The sequence below is a fragment of the Paraburkholderia sp. GAS41 genome, assembly GCF_050436545.1.
Classification (GTDB): domain Bacteria; phylum Pseudomonadota; class Gammaproteobacteria; order Burkholderiales; family Burkholderiaceae; genus Paraburkholderia.
The window spans coordinates 51,126-65,624 of the sequence record NZ_JBNDMK010000017.1 but is presented as its reverse complement, the minus strand read 5'-3'; the positions used below and the strand labels follow the sequence as shown (position 1 = coordinate 65,624).

Here is a 14,499-nt window from a genome sequence, read left to right as displayed (position 1 = left end):
CTCCCTCAACTTCCCAGCTTGTTCGGATCCCGCCAGGCCCTTTCAAACGGCAGCCTCCACGCCCTTGGCGCGACAAGCTGATGGATCGCATTCGGCCCCCACGAGCCGGGCGAATAGAACCTCACGGGCGGTGGCGACTCAATCAACGCGGTCGATACCTGCCACAACCGCTCAATCCCTTCCGCAGTCGTGAACAAGGTCCGATCGCCCCGCATCGCATCGAGAATCAACCGCTCATAAGCTTCGAGCACATCGCCGATCATGCCGGTATCATGCATGGCGAACTGCAAGCTGAGCTTGTCGAGCCGCATGCCGGGCCCAGGCCGTTTGCCATAAAACGACAGCGACATCTTCGAGGCGTCCGCGAGATCGAACGTCAGGTGATCCGGTCCCTGCGCACCGACACCCGAGCCAGCGGGAAACATACTCTTGGGCGGTTCACGAAACGCAATGGAAATGATTCGTTGTCCTTCAGCTAGCCGCTTTCCGGTGCGCAGATAAAACGGCACGCCCGCCCAACGCCAGTTGTCGATAGAACATTTCAAGGCAATGAACGTTTCCGTTTCCGACTCGGGATTCACCCCATCTTCGGCGCGATACCCAGTGTATTGACCGCGAACCACATCGCCCGGTTGAATGGGCAGCATGCTGCGGAAGACCTTGTTCTTCTCTTCGCTGATCGGCGCCGGCTCGAGTGAGGTGGGTGGCTCCATGGCCATGAACGCAAGAATCTGGAACAGATGCGTCACCACCATGTCGCGAAACGCGCCGGTCTGCTCGTAGAATCCGGCGCGCTTGCCGAGCCCGAGCGTCTCCGGCACATCGATCTGAACGTGGTCAATGAAGTTGCGATTCCAGATGGGTTCGAAGAGGCCATTCGCAAAGCGGAACGCGAGAATGTTTTGCGCCGGTTCTTTGCCGAGGAAGTGGTCGATGCGAAAGATCTGCTCTTCTTCGAATACTTCGTGCAGCCTGGCATTCAATGACATCGAACTCGCCAGATCGGTGCCAAAAGGCTTTTCCATGATGATCCGCGAGCGCTCGACGAGGCCCGCCTCCTTGAGCATGCGCACGGCGGACAAGGCCGCGTTGGGCGGCACGCTCAGATAGTGCAGCCGCCGGCATTCGCCCTCGAACGTCTGCTCGGCCCGCTCAACCGCAGCCTTGAGCGCCTGCGCGCCCGCCGCCAGCGACAGATAGTCGAGATGCGCGGCAAAGGTTTCCCATTCAGCCTCGACGATTGGGCGCGAGGAAAACTCGTCGAGCGCTTCGCGGGCCGTGCGGCGAAATTGATCCGGTTCGAGGTCGTCGAGCGCGACCGCAATAATCCGGCAACCGGGGATGAAGCCCGCACTCGCGAGATGGAACAAACCGGGTAACAGCTTGCGTCGCGCAAGGTCGCCGGTGGCGCCGAACAGGACGACCACCTGCGGAAACCGCGGACCGACTCCAGGAGAGATCTTCGCCATCGTGCAAATCCTTCGAGGTTAGGACGTCAAACGAAAAGGTGATCCGAAGAGCGAAACCCGGCCAGGGTTCAAGCCAGCAATTCTACGCGGCGAAAACTGGAGCGGGCCGCCGGAGTGCGGTCGGATTCGGCAAACGCGCGAAATGCGGTCGGGTTTAGAGCCTCCCCGCATCCGCGAATCACGCCCGGCGAGGCTGGCGTTTACCCCATTGCAACAATTTTTTTCCCATGAAACACTGCTCTCCATCTGCTGTGTCGGACTGTAATCCGGTATATCAGACAAACGAATATTGACGTGCGATCACTCCAGCCCAACCCTCGGAACATGCCGAGAAGGTCAGGCTGATCGCCGTATCCGTCCACGTGTGGACTTCTCACTCCAGATCGGGATCGAAAAAATGAGAATCGTCAGGGAAAGCGCAAGATTCGCGTGCTGGTTCGCGGTGGCAGGTCTATTGGTGTTGGCTGGTTGCACGAAGATCGCCACGCCAGAGGCGGGCGGCGCGGCCGACTCGGCACTCAAGCAGGTCCTGCAGCGCGGGACCTTGCGCGTCGGCGATTGTTTGACCTTCGCGCCATTCGGCTTCTACAACAAGGACGGTCAGCCCGACGGCTACGACGTCGACCTGGCGAAAGAACTGGCCAAGCAGATGGGCGTCAAGCTCGAAGTCGTGAATACGACCAGCGCCAACCGCATCCCGAATCTGCAAACCAGCAAGGTGGACGTGGTGTTCTGCAACTTCACCCGTAACCTCGAGCGTGCCAGGGAAATCTCCTTTACGAATCCTTACGTGGTGGCGAGCGAAGCGTTGCTCGTGAAGAAGAGCAGCGGCATCAAGTCCATCAACGACATGTCGAATCGCACGATTGCGACCGTCAAGGGTTCGACGAACGGCGACGAAGTGCGCGCACTGAACATGCAGGTCAAGATTCAGGAATTCGACAGCTCCGAGGCCGCGATCCTGGCCGTCAAGCAAGGGCAGGCCGACGCGATGATCGAAGACAACAACTTCCTCGCCTATCAGGCCACGCTCGATCCGGATCTGACCGTGACCAATGAAGCGCTGGTGCCGCTCGAATACAACGCGTTCGGCGTCAAGCAGGGAGATCAGGTGTGGCTCGATTACCTGAACCTGTTCCTGTTCAACACCAACGCCTCCAAGCTGAACGCGCAGCTCTACAAGAAGTGGTTCGGTACGGACCCGCGCTTCCCGCTGAATCCGCAGTATTGAATCCGGGCGTGCGCAACGTCGGTTGAAAGACGGAGGAACCATGAGTTATGAATGGCTGACCCTTGCGGGTTACTGGAACGATTTCGTTCGTGCAGCGTGGCTCACGCTTCAGATCACGCTGCTGGCCTTCATCCTCGCGATGCTGCTCGGCTTGCTGACCGCACTGGCGAGCGCATCGCCCGCGCGGCTGTTGCGCGGGATCGCGAGTGTCTATATCGAAGCGATCCGCAATACGCCGGTGTTGCTGCAGATCTTTATCGTGTTCTTTGGCTTGCCGTCGCTCGGCATCACGCTTAACGCCTATACCGCCGGTGTCATCGCCTTAGGGGTGAATGTCGGCGCGTACCTGGCCGAGGTGTTTCGCGCGGGCATCCAGTCGGTGCCGCGCGGCCAACTCGAGGCAGCGTCGATCCTCGGCTTGGGGCGCTCGCAGATCTTCGTCGAGGTCGTGCTGCCGCAGGCCGCGCGGGCGGTTTATCCGGCGATCGTCAACAACCTGATCCAGTTGCTGCTCGGCACCTCGCTGCTGTCGGCGATCGCGCTGCCGGAGTTGAGCGGGACGGCGACGGTCATCAACGCGCGCACGCTGCTCTACATCCAGACTTTCACGATCACGCTGATCGCCTATCTGGTGCTGAGCAACGTGCTTTCGTGGGTGGCGGACCAGATCGGAACCCGCGTGTTTCATCCGCCGCTGGTGCTGAAGAAACGTCCGCGCCGCGCCTTCTTTTTCGTGCGACAGACCGACCACACCTGAGCGCTCAAATCCGGAGATCGAACATGTCAAGCGAATTGCTCACGACCAGCCTCGCGATCCTGATTCAGGGTCTCGTGGCGACACTTCTTCTGTCCGCGGCATCGATTGTCGGCGGGACGCTGATCGGGTTGCTCGCCGCCGTATTGCGCTCGTTTGGACCGTGGGGCACGCCGCGCGTCGCGAGGCTCTATACCGAGCGGTTTCGCGGTACACCGGTGCTGATTACGCTGATGTTCATTTATTTCGGCGTGTCGTACTTCGGCTATGCGATCGATGTTTTCGCCGCCGGCGTGGTGGGCTTGAGCGTCTATCAAGGGGCCTATATTGCCGAGATTTTCCGCTCCGGCATCGAAGCCGTGCCGAAAGGACAGTGGGAAGTCTCGCAGATCCTCGGGCTCAGCAAGACGCAGGCTTTCTTCTCGGTGGCGCTGCCGCAGACCGGAAAGATCGTGGTGCCGCCGCTCGTCGGCCAATACCTGTCGCTCATCAAGGACACGTCGATCGTCAGCATGATCGGCATGTCGGAATTGATGCATGCGGGTCAGGCGATCGTCGACCGGGTCGGCAAACCGGTCGAAATCTATGGACTCGTTGCCGTGCTTTATTTCGTTGTGTGCTTTCCACTGTCGCAGTGGGTGCGCCACCATGATCGTAGAAGGAGCCTGTTGTCATGACCGCCACTACCTCAAGCGCCGCTACCCGGCCCATCATCAACCTCAGCGGTGTCAGCAAGTCGTTCGGCGCGACCCAGGTGCTGAAGGAGATCAACCTCGATGTGCGGCCGGGCGAAGTGCTCGTGCTGATCGGCGCATCCGGCTCCGGGAAAAGCACAGTACTGCGTATCATGAGCGGCCTGGAAACGGCCGACGCAGGCGAGGTCTGGGTGAACGAAGTGCCGCTGCACGATGCGCGCCGCGCTAAAGAGATTCGTGGTCACGTCGGTATGGTGTTCCAGCAGTTCAATCTGTTTCCGCACAAGAGCGCGCTGGGCAACGTGACGCTCGCGCTGATCAAGGCACGCAAGATGAGCCCGGCGGACGCGCGCAAGCGTGCGATGGACGCGCTCGAACGCGTGGGTCTCGCCGACCGCGCCGCTCACTATCCGAGCCAGCTTTCTGGCGGTCAGCAGCAGCGCGTGGCAATTGCCCGAGCGCTTGCGGTCGAGCCGGGCATCATGTTCTTCGATGAAGCCACGTCCGCGCTCGACCCGGAACTGGTCGGCGAAGTGACCGAGGTGATGCGCGGCCTGGCACGCGACGGCATGACGATGGTTGTCGTCACGCACGAGATGGGCTTTGCGCGCAAAACGGCGGATCGGGTCGTGTTCATGGACAAGGGTGTGATCGCGGAGCAGGGCGCGCCTGAGGACATTTTCGTGAACCCGCAGAACGAACGCACCCGCCAGTTCCTGGCCCGTGTCCTCGACCATTGAGCTTGCGCTAAACTTCGAACCCCATCGCCGACGGAGTGGAAGGCATGTCAGCACCCGAGTCATCAAGAGCGCGAGGCGTCGACCGCGTCGTCGGTATGTTCAGGCAGCTCCATATTGCACGACGTCCCATGACGATGCGTGAGCTGATCGAGGCGACCGGCGCGCCGCGCTCGAGCATCTACGAACTGGTCACCATTCTCACGGAAGCCGGCTGGCTCGAAACCACCGCCGACGGCGGCGTGTTTTTCGGCCGTGAAATGCATTACTACGGCGCCGACTACGCAGTGCACAACGATCTGATCAGCCGCGCCCACCAGGCGATTCTCGCGCTCGTCCGGAACCACGACGAGACCGCGCAGTTGTGCATGCTCGAGGGCAACAAATACACCGTGGTGTTGTCGGAGAACAGTTCGCGGCCGTTCAACATCAGTTCCGACATTGGCGTGAAGGTGCCGATTCCATGGACCGCAACCGGCCGCCTGCTGCTCGCGCACCTGCGCGCGGATGAGATTCGCGCGTTGATCCCTGACGAAGACTTCGTACTCGACAACGGCAGGCGGGTGGATTTCGAGGACTTTCTGCGCGACGTCGAACGCGCCGCGGAACAGGGCTACTGTTGCACGGAAGGTCTTTCGCACACCTTTCGATACTGCATGGCAGCGCCGATACGTGAGCGGACCGGTGTGCCCGTTGCTGCGCTTTGCTTCATGACGAGCCGCGATACGGCGCCGGAAAAGCGCGCCACGATGCTGGAAGATCTCATCCGGTCGTCGAAGGCGCTATCGCAGCCGCACGTACGTTTGTAAGAGCGGCGCGCATCGGCATTCAGGGCGCAACACTCAATGCGGCAGACGAACGTTGAATTTGAACGTGACGAGCCGCGCAAGCAGGATGAACGCCGTGGCGATCAGCACGCTATAGACCGTATCGAAGTTGAAGTAATCGAGCAGCAGATACAACCAGCAACCGATAAACGCACAGGTCGCATACGGTCGCGAGTCACGCAGGATGAGCGGCACTTCGTTGCACAGCACGTCGCGAATCACGCCACCAAATACGCCGGCCAGGACGCCGATCATCACTGAGGTAAACCACGGCATCTGCGCGTCGAGCGCCAGCGACGTGCCGGAAATGCTAAAAAGTCCGAGCCCGATCGCATCGGCTACTAACAACACCCGCTCCGACAGCAGTCGCGACGTCATCTTCAGCAACATCGGTGCGAACAGCGACATCACGAAGATCGCGATCACATACGGTTGATGCTCGACCCAATAAAACGGCCTGCGCTCCAGCAGCACATCGCGCACGGTGCCGCCGCCGAAAGCGGTTGCCATGGCTACCAGGAATGTCCCCACCGCATCGAGCTGGCGCGTGCGCGCTTCGATAAAGCCGGAGATCGCGTAGGCGAAAATCGCCAGCGCCTCCATGATGCTGAGCGCGAGCGTAAGCCTCGGATGCATTAGCGGAGTCCTGTCACGGTTTGGGATGCGCGACTTGCGCGCCCGGCTGCAGCAGCACGAGCACGGCGCCGGCACCGCCGTCATGCGCTCTGGCCTGGCAGAATGCGATGACTTCTTCTTTCTGCACCAGCCAGGCGCGAACCTTGCCCTTCAGTACCGGCTCCTTGCCGATCGAGCCCAGCCCTTTGCCATGAATGACGCGCAGGCAACGGAGTCCGCGCTTGCCCGATTCACGAATAAATTCCGCCAGCGCCTCGCGCGCTTCTTCCCTGCGCATGCCGTGCAGATCCAGTTGAGCCTGCACGATCCATGCGCCGCGCCTCAACTTGCGCACGACCTCCTGGCTGATGCCGGGTCGGCAGTACGAGAGCGTCTCATCGGTTTCGAGCAAGACCTCCGGATCGAACTCGTCCGAGATCGCTTCATGCAGCACGGCTTCTTCGTCGAGCTTGGTCTGGGTTGGCACGGGCGAGGGCGGAGTCCGCGCGGGCGGCACCCTGGGCGGCACCACGAGCGGTGCAATCGCGCCGATCTCGCGGCGGAACAGATCGGCGTCCGCCGACGCTTCACGCTGGGCCTGAACCGCCGCAGCGCGGTCGCGCTCGCGGCGCTCCGCATCGCCTTTCAGCGCAGCGCGCAAGGCGGCCAGGCCGGCCAGGCCCGCTGCCGGTTCAATCTTGGGTATAGCAGGCGCAACCGGTACGGGCGTCGGCTGAACAGCCGTCGCGCGGGGACGTTTAGGCTCGCTAGGGTGAGGCAGGTTCTTTGCCATAACGGTGACACGTTGGAAGGTGGATCGTCGCGTGGGGCTACGGCCTCCAGGGCCATGCATCCGAATACCAGGACACGCATGCAGCGGCGACGGGACATAGCGAAATGCAAAAGGGCCGTCAGCTTGCTAGCCGCGGCCCTTTCTGTGCTGCCTGCGGTAACCGGTAAGCACTCGGGCCCAAGCCCACGCGTCATTTTACCTGTCCCGCTTCACGAGGCCGGCCTGCTTGCCCGGCCCCAATGCGTCGATTAACGCTCGGCCTCGGCGCTCATGACGTGCTCGCCGGCCAATTCATCAATGGTTTCGAGGTAACGCTGGGCGTCGAGAGCCGCCATACAACCCGTACCGGCGCTGGTGATCGCCTGACGATAGACGTGATCCTGCACGTCGCCTGCCGCGAACACACCCGGCACGCTCGTGCCCGTCGCATTGCCCGACAGGCCGCCGTTGGTGATGATGTAGCCGTTCTTCATCTCCAGTTGGCCTTCGAAGATATCCGTGTTCGGCTTGTGGCCGATCGCGACGAACAGGCCCTGCAGCGCGAGGTCCGTTGCTTCGCCGGTCTTCGTATCCTTGATACGCAAACCCGTCACGCCGGATTGATCGCCCGTGACTTCGTCCAGCACGTGATTCCACTTGATATCGACGACGCCTTCCTTCTGCTTGGCCAGCAGACGGTCGATCAGGATCGGCTCGGCGCGGAACTTGTCGCGGCGATGGATCACGGTCACTTTCTTCGCGATGCCGGCCAGGTAGAGGGCTTCCTCGACCGCGGTGTTGCCACCGCCGATCACCGCTACGTCCTGCTGCTTATAGAAGAAGCCGTCGCAGGTCGCGCAGGCGGACACGCCCTTGCCCATGAACGCCTCTTCCGACGGCAGGCCGAGGTACTGCGCCGAGGCGCCGGTCGCGATGATCAGCGAGTCGCAGGTGTATTCGCCTGAGTCGCCAATCAGACGGATCGGCTTCTCTTGAAGCTTCGCCGTATGGATGTGGTCGAAAATGATTTCGGTGTTGAAGCGTTCGGCGTGTTCCAGAAAGCGCGCCATCAGTTCCGGGCCTTGCACGCCGTTGGCGTCGGCCGGCCAGTTTTCGACGTCCGTCGTGGTCGTCAGCTGGCCGCCTTGGGCGAGGCCCGTGATGAGGACCGGGTTCAGGTTGGCGCGGGCCGCGTACACGGCGGCGGTATAGCCTGCGGGGCCGGAACCGAGAATCAGGACTTTGGCGTGTTTCGTGGTGGATGCGGGCATGATCGAAATCCGTAAAAAGCGCTCGGCTCGCCCATGCGAGGCCGCGCGGCTACAACTGTTCTTGAACTGAACTGTAGGTGGGTATTAGTCGGGCATTATAAAGGTCCGTCAGCAGGCCTGCTTCATGAAGCTTCCTGATCGTCGCGATAGCCTTTTGCCGCCGCCGTTTGGCCCGAAAACGACGCTGTCTGGCCCAAGTTACCGTCATTTACAGCCTTGCGTGCGGCACTGCGTTTACAATAGGCCGCATCGATCGACCCGGCGGCCACGACCGGGCACCCAGCACCGCTGGGGGCGCTGCTTTCGGCCGCGAATCTGGCCGCACCCGCAACAGGATCAATGGCAAAAGCTCCTTATTCCGCGAGCGCGCAGGCATTGCCGCATCGCATGTCGCGCCTCTTCACCGAAATCCGCTGGATCCTGCAGGTGGCGCTCGGCGTTTTCCTGCTGATGGCGCTCGTCAGCTACAGCCGGCACGACCCGAGCTGGACGCACGCCGCCCAGGTGGACCGCATTGCCAACTGGGCCGGCCGCGTCGGCGCCTGGACCTCGGACATCCTGCTGCTCCTGTTCGGCCTGTCCGCCTACTGGTGGGTGGTGCTGCTCGGCCGGAGCATCTCGGCCAATTACCGCCGTATCACCCGGCACGAAACGGAACCGGAAGACAAGCCGCGCGATGCCACCTGGCTTGCCGAGATTTTTGCCTTCGTGCTGGTGCTGCTGGCTAGCGACGGCATCGAGGCGCTGCGGATGTGGTCGCTCAAGGTTCAACTGCCGCGGTCGAACATGTCGGGCGGCGTGATCGGCGAGGCCGTGGCGCGCGGTGTGTCGCACGCGCTCGGCTTCACGGGTGGCACCCTGGCGCTGCTGGTGGCGCTGGCTATCGGGTTGTCGCTGTATTTCCGCTTTTCATGGCTTTCGGTCTCTGAACGGGTTGGCGAATCGATCATTTCCGCCGTCACGTTTGCCCGTCTGCGCCGTGAAGCCGGCCGCGACCGCAAACTGGGCGAGGCCGCCGCCGTCAAGCGCGAGGGCAAGGTGGAGCAGGGCCGCGTGCGCATCGAGGAGCATGAGCCGGTCATGATCGTGCCGCCGGTGGTCACGCCGGCCAAGTCGGAGCGCGTCGAGAAAGAGCGTCAGGTGCCGCTGTTCACGGACCTGCCGGGCGATTCCACGCTGCCACCCATCTCGCTGCTCGACCCTGCGCCCGCCGCGCAGGAAACCATTTCGCCCGATACGCTTGAATTCACCTCGCGTCTGATCGAGAAGAAGCTGAAGGATTTCGGTGTCGAAGTGGGCGTGGTCGCTGCCTATCCGGGCCCGGTCGTCACGCGCTACGAGATCGAACCGGCCACCGGCGTGAAGGGCAGCCAGATCGTCAATCTGGCGAAAGATCTGGCGCGTTCGCTGTCGCTGGTATCGATTCGCGTCGTCGAAACGATCCCCGGCAAGAATTTCATGGCGCTGGAACTGCCGAACCAGCGTCGCCAGACCGTGAGCCTCTCCGAGATTCTCGGCTCGGCGGTTTATGCCGATGCGGCCTCGCCGCTCACCATGGGTCTGGGCAAGGACATCGGCGGCAAGCCGGTGTGCGCCGACCTGGCCAAGATGCCACACTTGCTGGTGGCCGGTACGACTGGCTCGGGCAAGTCCGTGGGGATCAACGCGATGATCCTGTCACTGCTCTACAAGGCCAGCGCCGAGCAGGTCCGGATGATCCTGATCGACCCGAAGATGCTCGAAATGAGCGTCTACGAAGGCATTCCGCATCTGCTTTGTCCGGTCGTCACGGATATGCGTCAGGCCGGTCACGCGCTGAACTGGGCGGTCGCCGAAATGGAGCGCCGCTACAAACTGATGAGCAAGCTCGGCGTGCGTAACCTCGCCGGCTACAACAACAAGATCGACGAGGCCGCGAAGCGCGAGGAAAAACTGCCGAATCCGTTCAGCCTGACGCCGGATGAACCGGAGCCGCTCACGCGTCTGCCGAACATCGTGGTCGTGATCGACGAACTGGCCGACCTGATGATGGTGGTCGGCAAGAAGGTTGAAGAGTTGATCGCGCGAATTGCGCAAAAGGCGCGGGCGGCCGGTATCCACCTGATTCTGGCCACGCAGCGCCCCTCGGTCGACGTCATCACCGGTCTGATCAAGGCGAACGTGCCTACGCGGATGGCCTTCCAGGTGTCGTCGAAGATCGATTCGCGCACGATTCTCGACCAGCAGGGCGCGGAATCGCTGCTCGGCATGGGCGACATGCTCTATTTGCCGCCCGGCAGCGGTTTGCCAGTGCGGGTACACGGCGCGTTCGTGTCCGATGAAGAAGTGCACCGCGTCGTTGAAAAGCTCAGGGAGCAGGGCGAGCCGAACTACATCGAGGGCATCCTCGAGGGCGGCGTCACCGGCGACGGCGACGAAGGTTCTGCGGGCGCCGAGGGAACCGGAGCCGCTGGCGGCGAGTCGGACCCTCTATACGATCAGGCGGTGGAAGTCGTCATCAAGAACCGCCGCGCGTCGATTTCACTGGTGCAGCGGCATTTGCGGATCGGCTACAACCGCGCCGCGCGTCTGCTCGAGCAAATGGAGCAATCCGGGCTCGTGTCGGCGATGTCGTCGAACGGCAATCGCGAAATTCTCACGCCCGCGCGTGAGACCGATTGAGCGGCTCACACCCTTCGCCTCGACAGGCGGTAACGCTCAACCCGCGTTCTACCGCCTGCGTGCCCGGTCCGATTCAATCCACGGAGAATGATATGCAGCAATACGCCGGGCACAGTGCCCATCCTGGCCGCCTCGGTCATCTGGTTCGCGCGCTCGCGCGCGGGATCGGCAGCGTGGCGATCGGCGCGTCGTTGCTGGTCGCGCAACAGGCGTTTGCGAGCGGCACCGAGCAACTGAAGGCGTTCGTCGCCCAGGTGCATTCGGCGCGTGGCGATTTCGTGCAGCAGGAATTGCGGGCGCCCAGCAAAGCGCAGCAGGCCGCGAGCGACACCGCGCAGGTCATGCCGAAAAACGCCACGTCGAGCGGCACGTTCGTGTTTGCGCGTCCGGGCAAGTTTATCTGGTCGTACGAGAAACCTTATGAACAGATCCTGCAGGCCGACGGCGACAAGCTTTACGTCTACGACAAGGACCTGAACCAGGTGACCGTGCGGGCGCTAGGTGGCGCGCTCGGCGCAAGTCCGGCGGCGATCCTGTTCGGCAGCAACGATCTGGACAAGAACTTCACCCTGCACGATGCGGGTGTGAAGGCCGGCATCGACTGGCTCGAACTGATCCCAAAGGCGAAAGACACGCAGTTTCAAAGCGTGGGTATTGGCTTCAAGGACGGCAATCTGCAAGCCATGGAATTGCACGACGTGTTCGGCAACGTGACCTTGCTGACGTTCTCGAACATCCAGAAGAACCCGCCGCTGCCGGCGGATGCATTCAAGTTCACGTTGCCGAAGGGCGCGGATGTGATCAACGGCTAGGCGCGTACCGCGCTGGACGTTGCACAAGGCCACGCAGACTTTGCGTGGCTTTTTTGTTGGGCGCGTTAGTCGTGCGCCTCGACGCCGAACGAAGGATGCGCGGCCTTCATATCGTCGATGAACGCCTCGACGATCTCAGTGCGGTGCTGACGCGCGCGCGTGACCATGTGGAACGCCACGCGGTACTTCATCCGAGCAGGATTGAGCGCCGCCAGGAGACCTTCCTTGACGTACGGCGCGGCGAAATGTCCGGGCAGATAGCCGAGGTGATGGCCCGACAAAACCAGCATCGCGACCGCTTCCATGTTGTCGGCAACGGCGGTTACGTTGTGCGGTGTCGTCGAACTTTCGGCCTCGGGGAGCGGGTAGCTGCGCCAGGCCCATTCGAATTGCGCCGCGTCAGCAGGGGCGATTTCGCCAGCCTGCTCGAACAAGGGGTGGCCCTTCGCGCAATAGGCGAATTGCTCCTCGGCGAACACCTCGGTGTATTCGAGCGACGGCACCCGATGCCAGAAGTAGCCTATGCCCACCTGAATGCGCCCATTCAGCAGCAATTCTTCCAGCTCGCCCGGCGAGCGGACCAGAACTGAAAACCGCACCGATTGATCGCGGGTGCGAAACCGCCCGATCGCGCTGCTGATGCGCGCACTTGCCGACACCGGCGTGTGCCCGATCATGCCGATATCGAGCGTGCCGACCAGCTTGCGGCCGACGTTGCGCGCCTGCATGCCGAAGGTATCGACGGCGGCCAGCAGCGCGCGGGCCGCTTCGATGAACTGCTCGCCGCGTGCGGTCAGGCTGAAGCCGCTGCGGCCGCGTTCGCACAGCCGGTAGCCGAGGCGCGTTTCCAGCGTGGCGAGCTGGGTGCTGATGGTCGATTGCCCGACATTGAGCGTCGCCTGAGCGGGCGAAACGCCGCCAGCATCGACGATCGCGAGGAAAACGCGGATCAGGCGCAGGTCGAGATCGGTAAGTTGCGAGAACATGGTGAAGAATACATCGCTTGGTATCGATGTGAAGTTTATTCCGTCGGCATTTTATATTGATACGAACTGCTCAAAAATGGGAATAAGTCCTGCAAACCCGGCAAGTCTTTGCGCGGTTTGCCCGCATTTTTATTTCATTGCTGAGCCACGATGAATACCTCTTCCTTTATTTCCCCCGACCTCGCCGATCGCCTCCAGCCCCTGTCAGGCAATGCGATGCCTCGCTGTGGCGGCATTGCCACGATGATGCGCTTGCCGAATGTGGACTCCGCCGCAGGGCTCGACGCCTGTTTCGTGGGCGTGCCATTCGATCTGGGTACGTCGAACCGGACCGGTGCGCGCTTCGGGCCGCGCCAGATTCGCAGTGAATCGGTGCTGCTGCGCCCCTACAACATGGCCACGCGTGCTGCGCCGTTCGATTCGCTGCGGGTGGCGGACATTGGCGACGTCGCGATCAATCCGTACAACCTGCTCGATTCGATTAGCCGCATCGAAACCGCTTACGACGAGATCCTGCAGCACGGCACCAAGCCAATTACGCTCGGCGGCGATCACACCATCGCCCTGCCGATTCTGCGCGCGATTCACCGCAAGTACGGCAAGGTTGGCCTGATTCACGTCGACGCGCACGCGGACGTCAACGACACCATGATGGGCGAGAAGATCGCGCACGGCACGCCGTTCCGCCGCGCGGTGGAAGAGGGCTTGCTGGACTGCGAGCGCGTGGTGCAGATCGGTTTGCGCGGTACGGGCTACGAGGCCGAAGACTTCGACTGGTGCCGCGACCAGGGGTTCGAAGTGGTGCAGGCCGAGGCGTGCTGGAACCAGTCGCTCGCGCCGCTGATGCAACGCGTGCGCGAACGGATGGGCGATGGCCCGGTGTACATCACGTTCGATATCGACGGGATCGATCCCGCGTTTGCGCCGGGCACCGGCACGCCGGAAATTGCGGGGCTGACTGTGCCACAGGCGCTGGAGATTATTCGCGGCTCACGCGGCCTGAATATTGTGGGCTGTGATCTGGTTGAGGTCGCGCCGCCCTATGATCCCTTCGGTACAACGGCCTTGCTGGGGGCGAACCTGGCGTTCGAACTGCTGTGTGTGCTGCCGAGCGTGGAATATCGGCCTGCCACGCGCTGAGGACTCAGGCAACGAGGTTTTCGAGCTGGCGGTTGATCTGCGGCTCGAGTTCGCGCGCTTCTTTCGCGAGGTTGACCTGCTTGGCCGATTTCGCTACTTCGAGGACGTTGGACTGGATGTCGTAGCCGCCACGCGTGTCCAACCACGCGAGAACGTCCCACAGGTGCCAGACCGACGGGTTGCCCTCGTGGACCGGAATCGGGAAATCGGCGGCGTGACTGAGCATGAGTTTGCGCATGTTCTGGCGCGACACGCCGGCGACGTCCGCTACATCTGTGAGGCCGACGAAGTCCGGTGCGGCTTCGACGAGACGTGCGCCCGGCAATGCGCGCTTCACGTCTTCGAGCGCGCTCATGAGCGCGGCAAGTGCCGTTGCGCCTTCGCGGGCAAAGACGAGCGCGATGCGCCCCGGTTGCCCGACGCCGATGGTGGCGTCGTCGCATCCTGCTTCAGCCAGGCGTTCGACGATCTCGTCGTGGTCGCTGTCGTCTGCTGCAAGCTGGTATTTCAGCGTGAATTCGTATTCCAT

General features: G+C 62.2%; 14 protein-coding genes. 8 read left to right on the top strand and 6 right to left on the bottom strand.

Going from position 1 to position 14,499, the window contains the following annotated elements:
* Positions 1–5: 5 nt before the first annotated feature.
* Entirely contained in the window at positions 6–1,469 is a 1,464-nt protein-coding gene (zwf, locus tag P3T43_RS22325; protein ID WP_429283212.1) for a glucose-6-phosphate dehydrogenase, read from the bottom strand.
* A 397-nt stretch (positions 1,470–1,866) separates the two neighbouring features.
* On the opposite strand from zwf, the gene P3T43_RS22320 reads away from it, so the two are divergent.
* Genes P3T43_RS22320 through P3T43_RS22300 form a run of 5 tightly spaced genes read left to right on the top strand, consistent with a single transcriptional unit; the run spans position 1,867 to position 5,695 of the window.
* On the top strand, positions 1,867–2,700 hold the full coding sequence (locus tag P3T43_RS22320) for a transporter substrate-binding domain-containing protein (RefSeq protein WP_429283211.1): 834 nt from the start codon (positions 1,867–1,869) through the stop codon (positions 2,698–2,700).
* Positions 2,701–2,740: 40 nt separating this feature from the next.
* Positions 2,741–3,457: an amino acid ABC transporter permease gene (locus P3T43_RS22315; RefSeq protein ID WP_429283210.1), complete on the top strand. Its 717-nt coding sequence runs from the start codon at positions 2,741–2,743 to the stop codon at positions 3,455–3,457.
* Positions 3,458–3,480: 23 nt separating this feature from the next.
* Positions 3,481–4,131 carry an amino acid ABC transporter permease gene (locus P3T43_RS22310; protein ID WP_429283209.1) on the top strand — a complete coding sequence of 217 codons (651 nt, stop codon included), beginning with the start codon at positions 3,481–3,483 and terminating at the stop codon, positions 4,129–4,131.
* Positions 4,128–4,889, top strand: coding sequence for an amino acid ABC transporter ATP-binding protein (locus P3T43_RS22305; protein ID WP_429283208.1), 762 nt, complete (start codon positions 4,128–4,130; stop codon positions 4,887–4,889). Before P3T43_RS22310 ends, P3T43_RS22305 begins: the two co-directional genes overlap by 4 nt.
* A 44-nt stretch (positions 4,890–4,933) precedes the next feature.
* The gene (locus P3T43_RS22300; protein WP_429283207.1) at positions 4,934–5,695 is read left to right on the top strand and encodes an IclR family transcriptional regulator; all 762 of its coding nucleotides are present in this window, start codon (positions 4,934–4,936) and stop codon (positions 5,693–5,695) included.
* Positions 5,696–5,728: 33 nt separating this feature from the next.
* On the opposite strand, the gene P3T43_RS22295 is transcribed toward P3T43_RS22300, so the two are convergent.
* From P3T43_RS22295 to trxB, 3 genes are all read right to left on the bottom strand, one after another.
* Entirely contained in the window at positions 5,729–6,349 is a 621-nt protein-coding gene (locus P3T43_RS22295) for a trimeric intracellular cation channel family protein (RefSeq protein WP_429283206.1), read from the bottom strand.
* A 13-nt stretch (positions 6,350–6,362) separates the two neighbouring features.
* A complete protein-coding gene (locus P3T43_RS22290) occupies positions 6,363–7,121 on the bottom strand; it encodes a Smr/MutS family protein (RefSeq protein WP_429283205.1) in 759 nt (252 codons plus the stop codon).
* A gap of 248 nt (positions 7,122–7,369) precedes the next feature.
* Positions 7,370–8,371: a thioredoxin-disulfide reductase gene (gene trxB, locus P3T43_RS22285; RefSeq protein WP_429283204.1), complete on the bottom strand. Its 1,002-nt coding sequence runs from the start codon at positions 8,369–8,371 to the stop codon at positions 7,370–7,372.
* A 339-nt stretch (positions 8,372–8,710) separates the two neighbouring features.
* On the opposite strand from trxB, the gene P3T43_RS22280 reads away from it, so the two are divergent.
* Entirely contained in the window at positions 8,711–11,032 is a 2,322-nt protein-coding gene (locus tag P3T43_RS22280; protein WP_429283203.1) for a DNA translocase FtsK, read from the top strand.
* A 92-nt stretch (positions 11,033–11,124) separates the two neighbouring features.
* Positions 11,125–11,844, top strand: coding sequence for an outer membrane lipoprotein chaperone LolA (lolA, locus tag P3T43_RS22275; protein WP_429283202.1), 720 nt, complete (start codon positions 11,125–11,127; stop codon positions 11,842–11,844).
* 65 nt (positions 11,845–11,909) lie between these two features.
* Here the strand turns inward: lolA and P3T43_RS22270 are convergent, their stop codons facing one another.
* Complete coding sequence (locus P3T43_RS22270) at positions 11,910–12,830, bottom strand: LysR family transcriptional regulator (protein WP_429283201.1); 921 nt, start codon at positions 12,828–12,830, stop codon at positions 11,910–11,912.
* 150 nt (positions 12,831–12,980) lie between these two features.
* Between P3T43_RS22270 and speB the strand changes: the two genes are divergently transcribed.
* Positions 12,981–13,970, top strand: a complete 990-nt coding sequence (gene speB, locus P3T43_RS22265; protein ID WP_429283200.1) for an agmatinase — start codon at positions 12,981–12,983, stop codon at positions 13,968–13,970.
* Between the two features lie 4 nt (positions 13,971–13,974).
* On the opposite strand, the gene P3T43_RS22260 is transcribed toward speB, so the two are convergent.
* Positions 13,975–14,499, bottom strand: coding sequence for a helix-turn-helix transcriptional regulator (locus tag P3T43_RS22260; protein WP_429283199.1), 525 nt, complete (start codon positions 14,497–14,499; stop codon positions 13,975–13,977).